The 21,079-nt window shown below is 39.3% G+C and carries 13 protein-coding genes; 4 read left to right on the top strand and 9 right to left on the bottom strand.

The window, feature by feature from the left end:
• Positions 1-79: 79 nt before the first annotated feature.
• From BUA60_RS07565 to BUA60_RS07525, 8 genes are all read right to left on the bottom strand, one after another.
• Positions 80-2,497, bottom strand: coding sequence for an ABC transporter permease (locus BUA60_RS07565; RefSeq protein ID WP_072861154.1), 2,418 nt, complete (start codon positions 2,495-2,497; stop codon positions 80-82).
• Positions 2,498-2,522: 25 nt separating this feature from the next.
• Positions 2,523-5,006 (bottom strand): ABC transporter permease, encoded by a 2,484-nt coding sequence (locus BUA60_RS07560; RefSeq protein WP_072861153.1) that lies wholly within the window; start codon positions 5,004-5,006, stop codon positions 2,523-2,525.
• A 161-nt stretch (positions 5,007-5,167) separates the two neighbouring features.
• The gene (locus tag BUA60_RS07555; RefSeq protein WP_072861152.1) at positions 5,168-7,567 is read right to left on the bottom strand and encodes an ABC transporter permease; all 2,400 of its coding nucleotides are present in this window, start codon (positions 7,565-7,567) and stop codon (positions 5,168-5,170) included.
• Positions 7,568-7,782: 215 nt separating this feature from the next.
• Positions 7,783-10,194: an ABC transporter permease gene (locus BUA60_RS07545; RefSeq protein ID WP_072861150.1), complete on the bottom strand. Its 2,412-nt coding sequence runs from the start codon at positions 10,192-10,194 to the stop codon at positions 7,783-7,785.
• A gap of 113 nt (positions 10,195-10,307) precedes the next feature.
• Positions 10,308-12,740 carry an ABC transporter permease gene (locus tag BUA60_RS07540; protein WP_072861149.1) on the bottom strand — a complete coding sequence of 811 codons (2,433 nt, stop codon included), beginning with the start codon at positions 12,738-12,740 and terminating at the stop codon, positions 10,308-10,310.
• Positions 12,741-12,892: 152 nt separating this feature from the next.
• Positions 12,893-13,588: an ABC transporter ATP-binding protein gene (locus tag BUA60_RS07535; protein ID WP_072861148.1), complete on the bottom strand. Its 696-nt coding sequence runs from the start codon at positions 13,586-13,588 to the stop codon at positions 12,893-12,895.
• A gap of 148 nt (positions 13,589-13,736) precedes the next feature.
• Positions 13,737-14,987 (bottom strand): efflux RND transporter periplasmic adaptor subunit, encoded by a 1,251-nt coding sequence (locus BUA60_RS07530; protein WP_072861147.1) that lies wholly within the window; start codon positions 14,985-14,987, stop codon positions 13,737-13,739.
• A 1-nt stretch (position 14,988) separates the two neighbouring features.
• The gene (locus BUA60_RS07525) at positions 14,989-16,335 is read right to left on the bottom strand and encodes a TolC family protein (RefSeq protein WP_072861146.1); all 1,347 of its coding nucleotides are present in this window, start codon (positions 16,333-16,335) and stop codon (positions 14,989-14,991) included.
• A gap of 376 nt (positions 16,336-16,711) precedes the next feature.
• Between BUA60_RS07525 and BUA60_RS07520 the strand changes: the two genes are divergently transcribed.
• Positions 16,712-18,085, top strand: a complete 1,374-nt coding sequence (locus BUA60_RS07520; protein WP_072861145.1) for a sigma-54-dependent transcriptional regulator — start codon at positions 16,712-16,714, stop codon at positions 18,083-18,085.
• Complete coding sequence (locus BUA60_RS07515) at positions 18,075-19,424, top strand: sensor histidine kinase (RefSeq protein WP_072861144.1); 1,350 nt, start codon at positions 18,075-18,077, stop codon at positions 19,422-19,424. The genes BUA60_RS07520 and BUA60_RS07515 overlap by 11 nt, the downstream gene beginning before the upstream one ends.
• A 223-nt stretch (positions 19,425-19,647) precedes the next feature.
• Here BUA60_RS07515 and BUA60_RS23430 read toward each other — a convergent pair whose 3' ends face one another.
• Positions 19,648-19,818, bottom strand: a complete 171-nt coding sequence (locus BUA60_RS23430; RefSeq protein ID WP_317043184.1) for a DUF6747 family protein — start codon at positions 19,816-19,818, stop codon at positions 19,648-19,650.
• 333 nt (positions 19,819-20,151) lie between these two features.
• Here BUA60_RS23430 and BUA60_RS07510 point away from each other — a divergent pair, with 333 nt between their 5' ends.
• Positions 20,152-20,460, top strand: a complete 309-nt coding sequence (locus BUA60_RS07510) for a hypothetical protein (protein WP_143153145.1) — start codon at positions 20,152-20,154, stop codon at positions 20,458-20,460.
• Between the two features lie 331 nt (positions 20,461-20,791).
• Complete coding sequence (locus BUA60_RS07505; protein WP_072861142.1) at positions 20,792-21,070, top strand: helix-turn-helix domain-containing protein; 279 nt, start codon at positions 20,792-20,794, stop codon at positions 21,068-21,070.
• The last annotated feature ends 9 nt before the right edge of the window (positions 21,071-21,079 follow it).

Below are 21,079 nucleotides of genomic sequence, written 5' to 3'. Positions count from 1 at the left end.
GCTCGAACGGAGTCGAGTTATTATTCCTATGTCGTCCTGGTTTTCGATAACGGCCGCAATAAAATGTTAGATTTATTTTTCACTCCGTTCTTAAACTTTTAAGAGGTTTGATCAATGCTGCCCCTATAGACTGGTAGCTAATTGTCGCTACAGCAACAGCCATAGCAATCCCACCTGCACTCAGGAATATTTCCCATCCAATATCCACCTTATAGGCAAAATCCTCCAACCATCGGTTCATCATATACCATCCTATAGGTATCGCAATAAGTATGGCAATAACAATCAACTTCAAAAAATCCAAGGTCAACAGTTTATAAATACTTTTAAAGGGAGCTCCTAAAACCAACCGAATACTTATTTCCTTTTTTCTTTGTTCCACCATAAAGGCGGACAGTGCAAACAGCCCTAAACATGCCACTAAAATAGCAAACAGGGCAAAGCTGTTGAATATTTTCCCCATGCGTTGCACATCCTCGTGCATTTGGGTAAATTTCTGATCTAAAAAGGAATAAGCAAAGGCTTGGTTGGGTACATTTTTATTCCAAATGGCTTCAATGGCTGCCAAGCCCCCCCCAATATTATCCGACTTAAGTTTTACCGAAATTGCACCGAGGTCATTGTTTGCAACAACTAAGGTAAGAGCGCTTATATCTTCCTTCAAGGATTTAAAATGGAAATCCTGTACCACCCCTACAATGGTCCAGTCCCTACCATTGTTAATGTACTTTCCAATAGGGTTCTCATAACCGAGATCCTGGGCCATTTTCGCATTAATAATCATCGAATTAATGGAGTCGGAAGCAATTTCCCTGGAAAAATCCCTACCCTCCTTCACCTTTACCCCCAGTGTTTTTATGTAATCATAATCCACTCGCCAAAATTGCGCAGGTATCCCACGATCTTCAATCCCCTCCCCCACTTTTTTAAAAGTATTGCCATTCCTTTTGGCGCCATCGATCGGCAAATAATCACTTTTTGTTACAGCTTGTACTTGAGGAAGCTGTAACAATTGTGCCTTGAAGCTTTCCGATTTATTTCCCAAAATATTGGCCCCTTCCAAAATCACAACCTGATCTTTGTCGTAACCCAGTTCTTTATGTAGGATATAGTCCATTTGCTTGTAAATGATCAATGTTCCGATAATCAGGATAACCGATGCAGCAAACTGAAACACGACCAAACCGCTTCTAAGATTTCCGCTCTTACTGCCGACACTAAGGCTCCCTTTTAGAACATTAACAGGTCTAAAGGAAGAAAGATAAAATGCAGGGTACATTCCTGCTATAATTCCAATAAATAGGGCCGAGGATGCCATAAGCGGTACAAACCACCAAACCTCCCAGGGAAATAAAATGGACTTTGCTGCAATTTCATTAAAGGTTGGTAGCAAGACCCAGGCTAACATCAGCCCCAATAAAAAGGAGATTAGACTGTACAGTACCGATTCGGTAAGAAATTGTGCAACCAAGTTATTTTTGTAAGCCCCAACAGTTTTACGCATTCCTACTTCCTTTGCCCTATTGGCCGATTTGGCGGTTGAAAGGTTAATGAAATTGATACAGGCCAATAATAAAATAAACCCTGCTATGGCTCCAAAAAGCCAAACAAACCGAATATCACCATGTTTTAGACCATCCCCCATGGCAAGATCTGATCGTAAATGTATATCGGCAATGGGTTGCAACTTGTATTCAACAGTTTTTAGGACTTGGATAAAAGCTGGGTCACGTCCATACGCCAATTGGGCCGGGATGATGTAGTTTTCCATTATGGAAAACATTTTTTTCTCCAAGGCTGGAATACTGGCATTTTCGTCTACGAGAACATAGGTGAAATAATTCTGATTGGTCCAGCTCATATTCGTATCCTCTATGGGTAACAAAAAATTAAACTGGAGATGGGATTTTTTGGGAAAATCTGGCATAACGCCGGTAATCGTATAAGGTCTTGAGGTGTTGTTATCCAATACAATAGACTTGCCCAGGGCATTCCCTTCAGGGAAATATTTATCTGCCTTGGATTTGGAAATTACAATATTGTCAGGTTGTAATAAGGCCTCCTTGGTATTTCCCTGTACCAAGGTTATCTCAAGAATTTCAAGGATGTTCTGGTTGGCAAATACAAACCCGTCCTCAAAATTGTTCTGGGATTCACCCGTTAATCGCAGGCCACGTTTCCCAGCGCCAAAGAGCTCGCTCATATTTATTTTTCCAGCCTTTTCTATCTCCGGAAAATCGGATTGTAGGGCATCCGCAAAAGGCAATTGAAAATGGACGCTCTTTTTAATTTCACCATCCATAAAACCCTGCAAAACAACCCGATAAATACGGTCCTTGTTTTCGTATTGCTGGTCATAGCTGAGTTCATCTTTAATGAATAATGCAATCAACAGACATGCCGCAATGCCCATGGCAAAACCACCGACCTTAATAAAGGTGAAGAGCTTATCACTCTTAATGCTTCGCCAAGCAATTTTTAGATAATTTTTTATCATTATTGTTGATTTTATTGATTGATGATTATTCGTTTCTCAACGATTCTGCCGGGTTGACCATTGCCGTTTTAAACGATTGGGAGAGGATTGACAATGCTGCTACCAGTAGTACTACAATGAGTGGCACTACGAACATCCAAATACTTAGGTCAATTTTGAAGGCATATTTTTCCAACCATTTTTGGGTCACAAAATAGATGATCGGTAGTGCTATTGCCCCAGACAGCAGCACCAGGCTAAGCAATTTACTTGGAATTATAGCCAAGGCCTGTCCCACCGTGGCGCCCATAACTTTCCGAACACTTATCTCCTTGGTCTTTTGCATAGCCATATGCGAACCCAGACCGAATAGACCTAAAGCAGCAATAAAAATTGCCAACAATGAAAACACCAAACAGATGATCCCAAATTTCGATTCGGCCTGGTACTGCCGGTTAAAATAGTCGTCCATAAAAAAGGAGTTGTACAAATCGTTTGGAAAAAACTCTTTGAATTTGGACTCTATTTGGCCCGTGGTTTCACGAATATTACCAGCGGCTATATTTACAGTTACGAACGAGACCCCGTAGCCCATGAGATTCATAAAGACAATTGGGTCGTACCCTTTTTGAAGTGATTGTTGATGATGGTCTTCCACTACTCCGATTATGTCAGCTGTTCTATCAATAGGGCCATACTTAAAAATCATCTTTTTGTTGATAGCCGCTTCAGGTTCTGAAAACCCTAATATTCTTGCCGCCGAACGGTTGATCAGGACCCTATGACCGGACGGAACGGGACCTTCCCTTGTATACAATGAACTAGTATCTTCCTTCACAAAATCTCTTCCTGCCAAGAGGTCGATGTCGTAGGTCTTCATAAAATCTTGATCTATAATTACGAAATTGGCACTGACCCCCAATTCTCTTGGTTTATGCACCTGTCTTATGGTATTCCCTTGTACAATTGGTTTTCCTGGTATTTCATCGGACAAGGCAACACTATTGATTCTTGGGTTTTGAACCAATTCCATTTTAAAAGATTCCACTTTCAGTTGGGTGGTTGAATCAGCATAAGTTGGTGCTGCAAAGACAAGATTTTGTTCAGCATTGAAACCAAGGTCCTGGTTCTGCATGTATGAAAATTGGTTATAAACAATGTAGGTTCCCGCAATAAGGGCTATTGAAATGGCAAATTGAGAAACTACCATAGCCTTTTGTAGTGTATTCCCTTTTGTTGTTTTATGGAACTTTCCCCGAAGAACTTCAATGGGTACAAATCCGGACAATACAAAGGCTGGATATAGACCTGCTAAAACTCCCCCGATAAGAAATATACCTATCATGGCCCACCAGACTTGCCATTCACCCCACATCTCAAAGCTTAAAACCTCTATTCCGACCAATGAATTAAAAGAGGGAATCAACAAATTAATAAATACAAATGCTATGATAACTGCAAAAAAATTAATGAGGAGCGATTCAAATAGAAATTGATGTATAAGCACTGATCTAGGGGCGCCAACCACCTTTTTGATCCCGACTTCTTTGGCTCTCTCCATCGATTTGGCAGTAGATAGGTTGATGAAATTAATCATAGCAATGGCAATGATAAAACCCGCTACGATCAATAAAAAGTACAAGGTACCTTCGCTGTTATTGGCAGAAATCTCTTTTAATAAATGAGATTTTAAATGAATGTCCTTAACTGGTTGTAATGCCATTTTTGCTTCAAAACCGTGCTCAATCATAATATCCCCCAAATATTTTTTTACGAATTCCGGAAACTTGGCTTCAACGGTCTTCTGACTTGTTCCCGGTTTTAGTTTAATGTAATTGTAAAATTCCGGCCATACCCAACTGTTGGCATGATCGCCATTTGGGCCGAAGATGTTATAGGAAACAATCATACCCATAGGTAAGTGCGTATTGTCCGGTCGTTCTTTAAAGACACCGGTTACCTTTAATTTAAAATTATCATTGACCTCTATCATTTTTTCAATAGGGTCTTCATTCCCGAAAAAGCGATGGGCTATTTTCTCGCTCAGTATGACGGAGATAGGTTCATTGAGTGCTGTTGCGGCATCACCTTGAATGAATTGTAAATCGAAAAGATCGATAATAGAATTATCGGCAAAATAAATATGATCATCATTGGCATCAGATTTTATTTCGTCACCAAAGGTATTGGTATATGAAATATTCATGGTACCAGAAAACGCCATCGGCTTATCGGCGATACGCGTATAACTTTCAACTTCCGGAAAATCCGATAGCATGGCCCGGCCCGTCATAGGGTGATTTGTCGCTGAAGTAACAAAACCATTGTCGCCCAAGTTTGTAGTAAGGGTAACCCTATACAGGTCATCAACATCAGGAATAAAGGTATCATAGCTTTTTTCGAATGTGATGTATTGTGTCAACAGGATAAATGCCGTTATTCCAATTGCTAGCCCTAAGACATTGATGCCAGTAAACAGTTTGTTCCTTAAAAAGAATCGTAAGGCAATTTTTAGATGATTTTTTAGCATGATTCCTGTTTTTAGTCCTCCCTTTAGTCCCGCCGTAGACGGGGAAACAGTTCGGTTTTTGATTTAAATTTTAATGTCTTCGTATCAATTGCACATCATTGGATATTCTTAGATATAGGATAATCTTTACTGCTACTGCCATCGCTCTACTGATTACTTAATTATTCCGTTCTCAAACTTTTTACCGGGTTGGCATTAGCCGCTTTAATGGCCTGAAAACTCACGGTTAATATTGTAATCGCCAACGATCCAATAACGGCAAAAGCGAAGATCCACCACTCCAAGATTACATGGTATGGATAGTCTTGCAGCCAACCGTTCATAACGTAGTATGAAATAGGTATGGCTATAAAACAAGAAATGATTACCAGTTTTAAAAAATCTTTGGAAAGCATGTTCCACACGTTGAATACTGTGGCTCCTAGAACCTTCCGGACCCCAATTTCCTTGGTACGCTGTTCCGCAACAAATGATGTGAGTCCGAATAGGCCAAGACAACTTATTAATATGGCCAAGGCCGTAAAAATTCCAGATAAGGTTCCAATGCGTTCTTCAGCAGCAAATTTTTCGCCATATTCATCATCCACAAAATCATATTGAAAAGGAAGACTAGGAAAATGTTCTTTAAACACATTTTCAATAATCGCCATGTTCTGACTTGCACTTTGATTTGGATTCAATCTTAAATTGTAGAAACTGGAATTGCCGTGTTTATCAAAAACATAAACACCCTGCTTAACAGGTTCATATGGCGATTGCGTAATCATGTCTTCTACAACACCAATAATTTTTAATGGCGGACCCGGATCTTCTTCATCATCATCTTTCAAAAACTTGCCAACTGGATCCTTGATGCCCATGTATTTTACTGCAGTCCGATTGATCAATACCGCGTTTGAATCGGTAGCGAACTCCCTCGAAAAATCTCGACCATCAACAATTTTCATACCCAAAGACTTAACGTATTCCGGAGTTACTTCGGTCCATGCCAAATCTTCTTGAAAACCTTCGGGCTTCCCCTCCCAATCAAATCCACTGCGGTTGGACCAAATCTGTGTGGTTGGACTGCTGGAAGCCGACATTTCGATTACCGCACCTGAATTTAAAAATTCGCTTCGCATTAAATCATATTTACCTTCAAAATCTTGACTGAAGGTAGGTATCTGAACAAGGCCAGCTTTATCATACCCCACGGGTCGGTTTTTGGCATAATTGATCTGCTGCATTACTATGACGGTTCCAATAATAAAGGCCACGGAAACAGTAAACTGCAGTACGACCAAAATTTTTCTGGGCAAGCCGGCATATTTTCCGGATGTGAAGGTTCCTTTTAATACATCCACTGGTCTAAAAGAAGACAGATAAAGTGCCGGATAGCTACCTGCCACTAAAGCAGTAATCGTTATAAACACCAATGATACAACCCAAAAATTAGTGCTGTTCCAAGGGAACGAAATTTCCTTCTTGGATAAATCATTGAATCCGTTCATGGACAATAAGACTATTATCACGGCAATAATAAACGCAAACAATACCACTAAGAAAGATTCACTCAAAAACTGGTTGATCAATTGATTTCTTTGTGAGCCAATGGATTTTCGAATCCCCACTTCCTTGGCCCTTTTTTCGGACCTAGCCGTACTAAGGTTCATGAAATTTATACATGCCAATAGCAATACAAAAGCCCCAATTATTCCGAATAACCACACATATTTTATGCGCCCACCAACTTGCTCCCCGTTTTCGAAATTGCCTCGTAGGTACCAATCTTTCATTGGAAAGAGAAATATTTTTGGATTGAATTCCGCCGTATCCTCGTTTGCATTTTTTTTCACATTCAGAATGGCCTCGGTAACTTTTTCCATTGTAGAATTGTCAGCAATCTGGACGAACATCTGAAAGGAGTTATTTCCCCATTGATCTTCAGCATTCTTCATCCATTCTTGGGTCGCGATCATTTTGTCCCACGGCATTAGGAATTCGACATCATTAAATGAATTATTAAAAGGAATATCCTCATATACCGCACTCACCATTACATCGTATTGATTGTTTACTTTTAAGGTTTTACCAATAGGATCCTCATTACCAAAAAGTGCATGGGAGACGGATTCGGACAGCATTACGGAATTTAGTTCTCGCAAACCATCTTTCTCCCCTTTTATAATTTTTAAATCCAACATTTCAGGAGCTTCCCGCTGCATAAAATTTCCTGTTTTGGAAAGACTTTTCTCTTTGTATCGCAGATATCTGGAAATGTTCCAAGAAGACATCACCAAATGCTTAAAGTTATCTGCATAACCGTCTCGTAACACTTTTTCCAAGGGTCGGGGTATCGCAGGGCCTGTACCGGTTTCTTGGTTAAATGTTTGTGATTGGAACACTTGGGCAATACTGTCTTTGTTTTTAAAATAGCTGTTATGACTAAGTTCATCTTGGATCCATAGACCAATTATGAGCGTTACCGCCATTCCCAAGGCAAGCCCGCCAACATTTATTGCGGAATAGCCCTTATTTTTCCATAGGTTCCTCCAAGCTATTTTTAAATAGTTCTTAAACATGATTTGCGTTTTTGATTTGATTGATGATATGTGTTTTCAACTTTTAGTTGTTCACTTTCGACTATATACAACTTATTTTTACTATCAACTGCGAACTGATCGAACCACCCTTTCCATTTTCTGCCCTCTATGCCACCTTCCCCACACTCAATACCGTTGGCCAAATTCGTTCGCCTTGTTCACTGTTCACTGGCTACTAACAACCGTTTCCTTTTTCACTCCGTTCGTAAACTTTTTACCGGGTTAACAATGGCCGCTTTTATGGTATGAAAACTGACCGTAAATAACGCCACCGCTATTACCATAGCTCCCACCCCCAAAAATATGAGTGGATCGATGGATATACGATATTCATAATTCTCGATCCACATCTGCATGATATACCAGGCCAAGGGGACTGCAATTAAAAGACTGAGCAATACCAGTTTTACAAAGTGAATTGATATCATACCAACAATACTCTTCACCGATGCCCCCATAACTTTTCGTATCCCTATTTCCTTGGTTCTCAACTCTATGACCATTAATGATATGGCGAAAAGGCCTAAACAGGAAAGGAATATGGCTATGGCCGATGCAGTACTAAATACTGTGGTCATAACTATTTCGCCCTCGTACCAGGCCTGTAGATTCTCATCCAAAAAGGAAGCGTTGAAGAGGGCATTATCCGTAAGCTTTTCCCAAACTAATGCGATATGTTCCATCACCAACTGTGGATTATCCGATTTAACCTTTAGGAAAATATAATTTATGCGTTCCGTTGCGGATAGATGAATGGCAATTGGATATGATTTATCGGACGGAGAATAGGCATTAAAATCTGGTATTACTCCTATAATCCTATTCCCCAATCCTGCTTCTTCCCCTCCAAAATATTTACCAATGGGATCAGGTTCTCCCATAGCCTTTACAAAGCTTTCGGTAACCACAAACGCATTTATTGTATCCGTAGCAAAGGCAGGATCAAAATCCCTTCCCTTAATAATTGGAATTTGCAAAGTCTTTAAAAAATCATAATCCGCCAAGAGCCAATCGGCCGAAACCTGGTTTTGTTTATAATCGAACCCTACAACCGACCTGACAGTAACCTTGTCCAAGCCCCTTCCTAAATTACCACCTGTCCCGGTAATGGAAACAATATTGGGATCGTTTTGAAGTTCGTTCCGCATACGCGCCAATATTTTTCTACCATCTTGTTGGAAACCTACAGGAATACTTATAACCTGCTCCTTTTCAAAACCTATAGGTACTTCCCTTAAAAAATCCAGTTGTTGACTTGCTATCCAACTTATGCAGATTAACAGGCTGGAAATGGCAAACTGACTTACCAACAAGCTATTGCGAAGCGCTCCTGGTCTCTTGGTGGAGATCTTGCCCTTTAAGACGCCAACCAAACTAAAGTTGGCCATTTTTAAAGCTGGGTATCCCCCAGCAATCAGGGTTACCAGTAAAAAGACGCCTATCATAATTGCCAAAAAGGTGGGTTGGAATAGCGCTGAAATTTCAATACCACCTCCAAATTGAGCATTAAAGACGGGTATCAATTGGGAAGCTAGGCCCAATCCCAACATAAAACCAACAAAATAGAGCAGCAATGCTTCTCCCCATAACTGCATAAAAAGTTGCCCCTTATAGGCCCCTAGAGTCTTCCTTACTCCCAGCTCACGGCTTCTTTTAAAAGAATTGGCCATGTTAAGGTTTACAAAATTAAAACAGGCAATCAATAGAATAAAGGCCCCCAAAGACATAAGGGCATATACCAATAGCTTGGAAGAACTCCTTTCCCCTGAAAAATGAATATCATTTATATTGGTGAGGTTTATGCTCAATAGTTCGGAGGATTTCTGAACATCCGACCGACCCGACCTTAGTTGGGCCAATTGATCGGGATAGTACTTTTCCACAAAAGGTTCCAGTTTCATAGCAACTTTTTGCAGATCACTATTTTTGGAGATTTTAACAAAAACACTGGATCCATTCGAGCCCCAATTATTTTGAAGTTGTGCATAATTGGGAAGTGATTGGATGCGGGCTACCGCATCAAAACGAATACTGGAATTATTTGGACAGTCTTTGACCACAGCCGTTACGGTGTAATATTCCACGTCTTCGCCTCTGCCTATTTTTAGCTCCTTCCCTATGGGATCCGATTCCCCAAAAATGGCCTTGGCCGTAGTTTCGCTTAAAGCTATGTCTTGAAAATCGGAAAGTGCCGTGCTACCATTACCAATAAGTACAGGAAAATTGAACATATCAAAAAAATTGGGATCGGTCCTAACAACCACCCGTTCAATATTTTTTTCCTCGTATGAGAAATTTTCAGGCATCCCCATATTTACCACTATAGCAGCCTCCACTTCCGGAATATCGGTCCTTAAAGCAGCAGCGGCAGGCAATGGCATCTGGGAACTCATTTCAGTACCCTGGGGACTGTTTATAAGGCGGGAAGTTCTAAACAGCTGGGGCTTATCCCTGTGGAAAGAATCAAAACTCAGATGAAAATAGGCCGTCAAAAATAAAAGGATACAAATGGAAAAAGCGATGGCCAAGCCAAAAATATGAATGGCGGAATGCAATTTATTTCTCTGGATATTTCGCCAAGCGATTTTAAAATAATTCCTAAACATGATTTTCGTTTTGATTTGATTGATGATATGAGTTTTGATTACTATCTATCCACTATCCATTGTTTACTGTTCAATTATCACTGTATATATCATACTTCCCTCTTTCCGATTAACTATTCTGTACGTAAACTTTTTACTGGATTTGCTATGGCCGCCTTTATACTTTGGTAGCTTACAGTTAGTACCGCTATGGTGAGGGCTATTAGCGCTGCAAATACAAACACCCACCAACTAATTTCTATTCTATAGGTAAAATCCTCGAGCCACTTGTTCATTAAGTACCAGCCAACGGGCAGGGAAACAATAATGGCTACCCCTACCATTTTTAGAAAGTCGGTCGTAAGATGATAAGTTATTTGGCCAATACTGGCGCCAAGGACTTTTCGGATGCCAATCTCCTTGGTGCGTTTTTGGGCATTGAAGGCCGCTAGGCCAAACAATCCAAGGCATGCGATTAAAATGGACAATATAGTAAAGGTCACGAAAATGCGTCCTAACTGCTGCTCTGCTTCATAGGTGGTATTAAAGGAGTCCTCCATAAATCGATAGTCGAAAGGTTGCCCCGGTGCGACTTTGTTCCATATTCCTTCAATACTTGAAATCGAGTTTGAAAAATTCCCAGCCTCAAGTTTTACGGCCAAAGAACCGGTAGACCTTCCCAAAGTCATACTCAAGGCGCCAATATTTTCCCTGAGCGATTCATAATTAAAATCTTTGATGACACCAATAATTGTAAAATTGTTAGAAGTCCCATTTTCAAAATTGCGAATAATTCGCATTCCCAAGGCTTCTTTGGGCTTCACTCCCAAAATGGCAACCGCCGACTCGTTGATCAGCATAGCCGTAGAGTCGGTACCAAACTGTCTATCAAAATTCCTACCCTCCAGGATTTCCATATTCATAGTGGGGATATAATCATCGTCAACATTCCATATCTGCATATTTATGGAATTTTCCGCCGTTGCCCCCCCTTCCTTAAAAAAGGAGGTATTACTTCGAACGGATGGAGTTGGTAAAAAACTGCTCAACGTTGCACTTTCCACTTGGCCAAGTTGTTCCACCTGCTCCTTAAAAGTGGTAGCTTTATCGCCCAATGTATATACATCATCAACAATCAGAACCTGATCTTTTGTAAAACCCAGATCTTTACTTTGAATGAACTTTAATTGCATAAAGACTACCAAAGTGCTTACTATTAAAAATATTGAAATAGCAAATTGAAATACCACAAGTAAACTTCTAATGTTTCCTCCACCAGTACTAGTTGCTCCTGCCCCCTTAAGCACCTTCACCGGTGCAAAACGCGACATAAAGAATGCAGGATACATTCCAGAAAAGAGTGCTAAAACCGTAGCACCAACAAATAAGGCAATCCAGAAAATGGGATTGGTAAACGGTATGGAAATGGACTTCCCGGAAAGTGCATTAAAATAAGGGATGGCCACTATTGCTATGCCCAAGCAAAACAAAAGGGAGATAAAGGAAATTAAACCCGATTCGGTCAAAAATTGCCGTATCAAGGCAGATTTGTCCGACCCCAAAGTTTTGCGAATACCAACTTCTTTTGCCCGTTTAAGGGACTGTGCCGTTGATAGGTTCATAAAATTAACACTGGCCAATAATATCAAGAACAAGCCAATGAACGAAAGAATATAGACATTTTGAATACTACTATTTGGACTTAGTTCATGGTCTTTGTTAGAATACAGATGTATATCCTTTAATGCTATGGTGTTATAATACAGGTAATTACCAGAGGCCGCCAACTGTTCTTCGGTTACACCGGGCAGAAATGTCTGTACATACGGCATTATGTATGTACCGACCATGGACTGTAAGGGCTCCTGAAGATTGGCTATATCTGCACCTGGTATCAGCTTAATAAATGTGAAAAAATTATGACTGGTCCATTCCTGATTTTGCGCATCTTCATTCCCTGCCATCGCCATAAAAACATTGTGATTTCTAAGAAATGAACGCTCTGGCATATCCTCTATTACGCCTGTTACAGTATAGGTATCGGTGTTGTTCAATATCAAACTTTGACCTACAGCTTTTTTTAATCCGAAATGTTTTAGGGCTGCCGTCTTGGTCAGGACTAAGGTGTTGGGTTCTTTTAGGGCAGTTTGCACATCCCCAACTAACAGTTCAAGACCGAACATCTCAAAGAAAGTAGCATCCACAAAGGTTGCACTTTGTTCCTTTATGTTGGCTTCCGTATTGCTCTTTCTAAGGAGCATACTGCCCAAATTCCTAAATCTAGTAGTTAGTTCAACCTGGGAAAAATCGCTTTCCATTGCTGCAGCCATTGGTGCTGAAACTTGTGCAGATTTACTCTCCGTTCCACCAAATTTTATATCTGTATTTATTCTATAAATACGATCGGCCTCAGGGAACATGGTATCAAAATTCATCTCATCGTAGATGTATAATGATATGAGCAGTCCCCCGGCCATTCCAATGGCCAGACCAAACGTATTTAGAAATGCAAAAAAGGGCTGCCTTTTAAGGCTTCTCCATGCAATTTTAATGTAATTTTTAAACATGATTAGTGTTTTTTGGCACTGATACTTGTTCAGTTCCTATTGATTTTGATGAATAAACTCCTTTATTGCATATTGTATAAACCTCCCAGGCTTCAAAACCATGTAGGTTTCCTATTCTTATAAGTTAAACTTTCCTAGCACAGCCTAGTATTTTACATCAAGGCCCCCATAGCCCTATTATGGCTTTCGGTGGCAATCTGCCCATCAAATAAGTTTACCACTCTGTGCGCATAGTGAGAATCCCGGTCCGAGTGGGTAACCATCACAATGGTGGTTCCTTCCTGATTCAACTCTGTTAATAGGTTCATCACTTCGATCCCGTTTTTAGAGTCCAAATTTCCTGTTGGCTCATCTGCCAAGATCAACTTGGGATTGGTAACCACTGCCCTTGAAATTGCTACACGCTGTTGTTGACCTCCAGAAAGTTGTTGTGGAAAATGCTTTTCCCTGTGCGCTATTTTCATTCGTTCCAATACGGCCATTACCTTTTGCTTGCGCTCACTCTTATTCATTTTAAGATAGATCAATGGCAATTCCACATTTTCAAAGACGGTAAGTTCATCTATCAAATTAAAACTCTGGAAAACAAAACCCAGGTTTCCTTTTCGTAATTGGGTACGTTGATTTTCCTTTAGGTGTCCCACTTCATGGCTAGCGAATTGATAACTTCCAGAGGTAGGATTATCCAACATACCAATAATGTTCAATAAGGTAGACTTACCACAACCCGAAGGTCCCATTATGGCTACAAATTCGCCCTCCTGAACCTTGAGGTTTACATTGTTCAAGGCCAATGTCTCCACTTCTTCGGTCCTAAAGCTTTTTTTTAGATTTTGTATTTGTATCATTCTTCGATTGGATTTTAAGTGTTATAATTAAAGACTTCTATATTTCGTTTTAGTTACAGTTTTTTTAGCGTTATTCTTTCTGCTAGACCACCTTTCGTCTCCGCTCAAGGTTCTTTTTTCCAAATTGGGTAGCTGAGGCAAGCCGAAGTTATTTCAGCACTATATTATCGGCATCTCCAAAACTATCATAGTTGGAGGTGATTACTTTTTCTCCATTCTCCAATCCTTCCAACACTTCATAATATCTGGAGTTTTGTTTTCCTATTCTTATATTCCGCTTCAATGCCTCATTACCATCCGGGTTTACCACAAATATCCATTGTCCCCCGGTACTTTGGAAAAAACTTCCTTTGGGCAGCAAGAGTGCATCACTGGATTCGCCCAACTGAAGTTTTATATTATAACTTTGCCCTGCACGGATGTTTTGTGGTTTTTCACCTATAAAGACCAAATCGATCTTGAACTTGCCATTGCGCACTTCAGGATATACCTTTCTCAACCGCAGGGTATGCTCTGTTCCATTACGCTCAAAAGTTGCATTTAAATCGCGTTTCACACGATCTATGTAATGTTCATCTATATCTGCCTCGATCTTATAATCTGTGAGTACATTTACTTGCCCAATACGTTGGCCTTGACTTATATTCTGTCCTATTTCGGCATCCAAAAACCCCAATTGCCCATCTGCAGGTGCCCGTACGTTCAAATGGTCCAGGCGTTCGTAAACCATAGTAAGGGTCTTGCGCATACGTTCCAGATCTGCATCCAATCCCGCCAAGGAGGTGCTGCGCATTTCATCGTCATGTTCGGTCTGTAGTTTAACTATTTCATATTGCTTTTGGGATAGTTCAAAATTCTCTTTCGATACTAAATACTCCTCCTTTGAAATCAATTCATCATCGTATAATTCCTGGTTCTGTTCAAAATTCCGTTTCAATTTTGTTAAATCGTACTGCGCGTTGGCCAAAGATTTTCTACCCTCAACCTGTCTGGAATCAAATGTTATTTTGGTAGACCTTAGGTCGTTCTGCTTAAGTGCCAAATTGCTTTCACTGTTCAATATTTGCTCATATAGACCAATATTCTCCAGTTTAAGGATAATATCCCCTTTTTGTACCATGGCCCCTTCCTCAATCAGTTTTTCGGTTACACGCCCCCCTTCGTAGGCATCCATGTATATGGTAGCAATAGGGGCCACCGTACCGTTGATGGTGATATAATCATCAAATTTTCCCTGTACCACCTCTGCTATGGACAATTTATCCTTTTCCGTTCTAAAAGTATGGCCCGTATTGGCCGTTATCATTTTCCAACCCATAAATAGCATGATAACTCCAATAGCAATATACCCGTAGTGCTTTGGCCTTAATCCTTTCTTCTTTTCTAATTGTATATCCATTTTAATTGGTGCTATTAATGTTAAAAATAGGTAGACCTTGATAAAAGGCCAGTGTATTCTGGTTAATTTGAAGCAGTAGTTTTACCTGTAGATTTTTATTTTGTGATGTGGCGTACATGGACTTTGCAAGATTAAGTTCCATTATCGTAAACAAGCCCTTTTCATATTTTTTTTGTGCCACTCCAAAAGCCTGTTCCTGGGCCATAATTTGCTTTTCACTCTGAATGAGCTCAACATTTAACGCCTTATTCTCTTGAACAAGTTGTTGTATGGCCTTAAAAATTTCCTGCTCCTGTATTTCCAGATTATTTTCTTCCCTTTTTAAAGCAATTTTCCGTTGCTTGATGGCAGAACGCGTAGACCAGGCATTAAAAATGGGAACATTAAGCGAAAATCCCACATATCTGGATGCATTGTCCTGAATTTGATTTTTAAATGGAATTGTAACGCCCAAGGTGTCCCTAGTGGTTTCATAGTATCCGGTGCCATAGCCGGTAGCAAAGGAAAGTGATGGGTAAAGCGCTCCCCTGGCAACACTCAGTTGTTTTTTGACTGCCTCAGTTCTATACCTTTGGGCCTTGAGAAGGGGTACGAAATCCTTGGCCAGGCCGTAAATACTATCTGTTGACAGCTTGTTATCGGCCATTGTATTGGGTACTAAAGGGTTTATTTGCAGGGTATGGGCATTTTCCAAATTCATTTCCTGTATCAGGGTAAGCTTTGCGGCCTGTAACAGATTTTCATTCTGGGTAACGTTCAATTGATCCGTATACAATACGGATTCTGCTTCATATAGATCGGCCTTGGCCTTCAACCCTATTTCAATTTGTTTATTGGCCAGTTTAAAATTGTCTTCAGAGATTGCCAACTGCTCCTTTGAAATTGCCAGAAGACCCTCGTAAAACTGAATGTCATGATAGGCCGTCATAATCCTAAGGGCCAATAAAAATCGCTGCTGTTGCGACGTTTCCTGTGCAGCCTTTAATAAAAGCTTACTTGCTTTAATAGTGTGGACCTTTTGGAAACCTTGAAAAAGATCAATGGAAGCGTTCAAGGAATAGCCATTGGAAAAAAATTCCGTATCGATTATATCATTGGTATTTGGATCTGTAGATCTACCATATCTAATATTATAATCGCCAAAACCGTTAACCCTTGGAAGCATGTCCCTTATTGCCTGGTTATAATTCTCTTTACCCGAATCTTCCAGATATTGATAGTCCAGCAGCGTAAGATTATGTTCCAAGGCATAGGAAATGCAATTTTCCAAGGTCCAGTTCTCCTGACCATTGGCGACAACACAGCTAAACAAAAACAAGAGAAGCAATTTTCCTTCTATAAAATTCATAATACAAACAGGGTTAAAAAAATCACCAATTCGACCGCTATGACAATAATTGGCAAAGTACCCTATTCCAAGTCTGTGCCAAATAATTACTATATTGATTTACAGTTAGTTATATTTTTATTTTAGAATGCAACATATTGGATTGTAAAATAGTTGTACAACAATTGTCCAATAATTGGACACTATTTATGTCGTTATAATTACAAATTGTAGTTTTGATAAATGAAGTAATTGTCTGCTGGGATAAGAAAGGGAGGTGAAGTGGACTCTTCGTTAAACTTCAACACTGACAACAATTCTATATCCGCCCCACTTATTTCAAGCAAAAGAGATATTTATAAAAACTGATCAAAAAAAATGCCTTATTAATAATATTATGGTCGAGGGAAAAATATTAGTTGTAGACGACAATAAAAGTGTTTTGAGCGCCTTGGAAATCTTGTTGCAATTTGAATACACCAGCATTACCACAATTTCCAATCCAAATCTGATATCTTCCTTTCCCGACTTATCCCAAATTGATGTCGTTTTGTTGGATATGAATTTTTCTGCTGGAGTAAATACGGGAAATGAAGGATTATTTTGGTTGAAGGAAATTAAGAAAAAGGCACCTCTTACCGCAGTTATCATGATGACTGCTTACGGGGCGGTAGAACTAGCGGTACAGGCGCTAAAAGAGGGAGCATCCGATTTTATATTAAAACCCTGGAACAACGATAAGTTCTTGGCTACCGTAAAAGCGGCTTATATGCTTCGCAAATCCCAGAAAGAAATTAGTAAATTAAAACAAAAGGAAAGTAATTTAAAGCAGGTAATTAATCAGGACAAAAATTATATTATTGGGAATTCGAAGGCACTCACCGCCGTTTTGAACCTTACCAATAAAGTGGCCAAAACCGATGTGAACGTTTTGATTACCGGTGAAAACGGTACTGGCAAAGAACTAATTGCCCGACAATTGCACCGAATGTCTCCAAGACAAAATGAAGTTTTCATCCCGGTCGATATGGGTTCTATATCAGAAAATCTATTCGAAAGTGAGCTATTTGGCCACCTTAAGGGATCGTTTACGGATGCCAAGGAGGACAGGACCGGAAAATTTGAAGCGGCCAATGGAGGCACCCTGTTTTTGGATGAGATAGGCAACCTTTCCCTACAAATGCAGGCTAAACTACTATCCGCCATTCAGAATAAGGTCATAGTACGCGTGGGATCCAATAGGCCCATTCCGGTAGATATTAGATTGGTCTGTGCCACCAATGGCAATTTGGAACAAATGGTAACCGATGGTCTCTTTAGAGAGGATCTTTTATATCGAATAAATACCATACATATTCAGGTTCCAGCACTTCGGGATAGAGGGGACGATATTTTGATACTTGCTGATTTTTATCTGAAAAAATATAGCGCCAAATATGCAAAACACGGACTCCGGATAAACGATATTGCCGAAGAAAAGCTGATGCAATACTCATGGCCGGGAAATGTGAGGGAACTTCAGCACACTTTGGAAAGGGCAGTAATCCTTTGCGAAGGAAATATTCTGAAACCTACGGATTTTATATTGAATGCGAAACCATCCCAATTAATGCCAGCGGGACCTAAAACCTTGGAGGAAATGGAACAAATTATGATTGTAAATGCCCTGCAAAGCCATGATGGTAATTATAGTGCAGCGGCGACGCAATTGGGAATATCGCGACAAACGCTCTATAATAAAATTAAAAAACAGGATAATAATGGTGAGTAAAAACTTCTATTTCCAGACCATAGGCCGAGTTATCTTTATTACCGCCACATCCTTAATGCTTGCTTTTTTATTGGCCCGGGAAAACTATGTTTTTGGCATTTTAACCTTAATTGCACTGGTATTTCAAGCCTACTATTTAATCAGATATGTAAATGAGACCAATAGAAAAATAGCCTATTTCTTCGATGCTATAAAAAATGAGGATTTCACCCTTAGATTTCCTGAAAAATTGACTCTTAAATCCCTTGAAGAGCTCAATCACAGTCTGAATATGCTAAATGAAATGATTCAAAAGATCCATTTGAAAAATCAGACCCAAGAACGATTTTACCAAGAGATCCTAAAACAGGCGGACATTGGCATTTTAGCTATCAACAAAAAAGGTCATATCCTTTTTGCCAATCCCAGATTGGAGCATATGCTTAACTATACTCCACTTAACCACATTAAACAACTGTCCCAAATTGATGAAAACCTCTATCGTGTCTTTAGTGAATTAAAGCCTTTTGAACGCCGGATGTTTCAATTGACCAATGAACGTGAAAAAATTGATTTGGCTATAAAATCCTCATCCTTTAATTTGGATGATCAAGAATTGTTATTGGTGGTCATACAAGATATCCATCAGGAATTGGACGAAAAGGAAACCGAGTCTTGGACCAGGTTGATTAGGGTATTGACCCATGAAATTATGAATTCCATCACTCCAATAACTTCCATTTCCGATTCCATTTTAAAATATCAAACATTGGCAGATAAAAATCCCGTGGATGAAACTTCATATCAAAAACGCTTGGAGAATACCATTAAGGGATTGGAGGTGATCAAGGATCAAGGAGCCAATTTAATGAGTTTCGTACAATCGTACCGCAGTTTTCTAAATGTGCCTTTGCCGGATAAGAAAATAGTTCGAGTTCAGAATTTATTGGAAAAAGTAATAATGTTGATGGGGCAGGATAAAAAGTTTTCTAATACCTCCATTGAATTGCTCATGGATGATCAAGACTTAGAACTTTTTATTGATGAAAAACAAATTACACAGGTATTGATCAATTTGTCCAGAAATGCATTGCAGTCCATGGAACAGTTAAAAAATAGTTCACTTAAATTGATAGCCGGAATCAATAATGCGGGTCAAAAATATATAGAAGTAAAAGATAATGGCCCGGGAATACCACATGAATTGATCAACGAGATCTTTGTGCCTTTTTTTACCACCAAGAATTCGGGAACAGGGGTTGGATTAAGTCTATCCAAACAGATACTACGGATGCATGGGGGAAATTTAAAGCTGAATTCCATACCTAATAAAGAAACTTCCTTTTTTCTGATTTTTTAAATATCGCAAAAAGCCCAGCCAAAATATTACAAAGGATATTTAAACTTTTATTCTTTACATGTTCATTAGACCAGATCATTACAATTGCCACCATTATGCAAAATCATAAATATACATTCCTCTGAATAGTTGGAAAAGTGTAGTCACCGGATGATCATACTGGACATCTATAATTATATATTTATTCCATTTGAAAACCTCGGCCAATACCTGGAACAAAAAATTAATCCCAAATGAATCCATTGATTAGTCTATAGGCAAATGCATAAAGAACCATTGCGAACAAAGCGGTGCAAATCCAAAAGTATATCTTAAAACCATTTTTCACAATTTGATTCCCAAGGTGTCTAAAGGCTTCTGTATATACCTTTTTAATTAGTATTGTTTTCAACATCGTTATTGTATAATTAGAATTTTTCCAAAAATATGATGCTACCATTGGCAAGCCTGACGAATTGGATAAAAAGACAACATTTTGGTTTATTTGCAAAGGGGGCTTAATGTGCCCATTATTCTAGCCGTTGGTCGATATTGTCCATGATTCACTGGCATTTTGGATATGAAGGCACCGTTGTTTTTTAGTGTTGATCAATTCTTTTGAACTTTGAATCATGTATTGCAATTGGTCTTTTTAAAATGAAACATATCGAAAATCTATTGATTTAAAAGGATTTAGGTGGTTATTTGAATTTGGTTGCCCAACGTACAAATCTTAAATCAACTAGTTGTGGAAAACGAAAATTCTAATTTCATCCAATATACCAAACACTACAAGGCAATCTCTTTTAATGTAAACTATTGTTTTAGGAATAATGACCTTCGGGAATTGTATTTTACCGTACAAACTCTGGAATCATTGGCCGGAAACAAATCGGTTGGGGATTTTATGTATGGAAAGATCGACAAGGACTTTAAATTAGGGATAGGTATAAAGGAATTCCAAATTATAATGTCCAAAGAATTGCATGAGCGTATGGGGTTGCTTTATGACGAAATTAAAAATGAGTATGTTCAGTTCATCAATACACACCTATAGTTTTTAAAGAGGAACAGCTTATATAGTTAAATTCCAGCAAATACGCTTACTGGAAAGTTATCGTAACTACGAACCTGCCAACGTCTGCCTGAATTCCTTTGATCTGCCCGGCCTTAACGGAAACCCCGAGGTTATAATTCCTGATATTTATATCTTTTAACTCCAATTTCATTAAATTAGGCTAAATGTTAATTTTTCACCCCACTACGTAACAAATGGTGAATATTTCCTATAAAAACATGTCAAATTTACGGCTCATTGTCTAATCGTGATCGGAACCTGGAGTCTTCATTTTAATACTCGCTGGTTCCCTTCCCAAAACTTTCAAATTATGCCAACACATGTAATTACCACAGATGATCTGAGGGATTTTAAGATCGAATTGATGGAGGGCTTTAAGGAGTTGCTCTCTAAACAGGCCAATGGTACAATTAAAAGGTACCTTCGCTCATTCGAAGTGATGGAGTTGCTCAATATTAGTTCAGGTACCCTTCAAAACCTAAGGATCAATGGCACTTTGCCGTACACAAAAATGGGCGGGATCCTATTCTATGATACCGAGGATATCCAAGCTATTATGAAGAAGAACAGGGTGGATTACGAATTTTAACACCTTTAC

The sequence above is a fragment of the Arenibacter palladensis genome (assembly GCF_900129275.1).
Classification (GTDB): domain Bacteria; phylum Bacteroidota; class Bacteroidia; order Flavobacteriales; family Flavobacteriaceae; genus Arenibacter; species Arenibacter palladensis.
The sequence above is the reverse complement of the archived record's forward strand: the minus strand, read 5'-3'. Positions and strand labels throughout refer to the sequence as shown.

Bases quoted from the DNA above. Each gene is read 5' to 3' on its own strand.
- BUA60_RS23430 (WP_317043184.1), bottom strand. From the start codon at position 19,818: ATGTTGAAAACAATACTAATTAAAAAGGTATATACAGAAGCCTTTAGA.
- BUA60_RS07545 (WP_072861150.1), bottom strand. From the start codon at position 10,194: ATGTTTAGGAATTATTTTAAAATCGCTTGGCGAAATATCCAGAGAAAT.
- BUA60_RS07515 (WP_072861144.1), top strand. From the start codon at position 18,075: ATGGTGAGTAAAAACTTCTATTTCCAGACCATAGGCCGAGTTATCTTT.
- BUA60_RS07555 (WP_072861152.1), bottom strand. From the start codon at position 7,567: ATGTTTAAGAACTATTTAAAAATAGCTTGGAGGAACCTATGGAAAAAT.
- BUA60_RS07525 (WP_072861146.1), bottom strand. From the start codon at position 16,335: ATGAATTTTATAGAAGGAAAATTGCTTCTCTTGTTTTTGTTTAGCTGT.
- BUA60_RS07560 (WP_072861153.1), bottom strand. From the start codon at position 5,006: ATGCTAAAAAATCATCTAAAAATTGCCTTACGATTCTTTTTAAGGAAC.
- BUA60_RS07505 (WP_072861142.1), top strand. From the start codon at position 20,792: ATGCCAACACATGTAATTACCACAGATGATCTGAGGGATTTTAAGATC.
- BUA60_RS07530 (WP_072861147.1), bottom strand. From the start codon at position 14,987: ATGGATATACAATTAGAAAAGAAGAAAGGATTAAGGCCAAAGCACTAC.
- BUA60_RS07540 (WP_072861149.1), bottom strand. From the start codon at position 12,740: ATGTTTAAAAATTACATTAAAATTGCATGGAGAAGCCTTAAAAGGCAG.
- BUA60_RS07535 (WP_072861148.1), bottom strand. From the start codon at position 13,588: ATGATACAAATACAAAATCTAAAAAAAAGCTTTAGGACCGAAGAAGTG.
- BUA60_RS07565 (WP_072861154.1), bottom strand. From the start codon at position 2,497: ATGATAAAAAATTATCTAAAAATTGCTTGGCGAAGCATTAAGAGTGAT.
- BUA60_RS07520 (WP_072861145.1), top strand. From the start codon at position 16,712: ATGGTCGAGGGAAAAATATTAGTTGTAGACGACAATAAAAGTGTTTTG.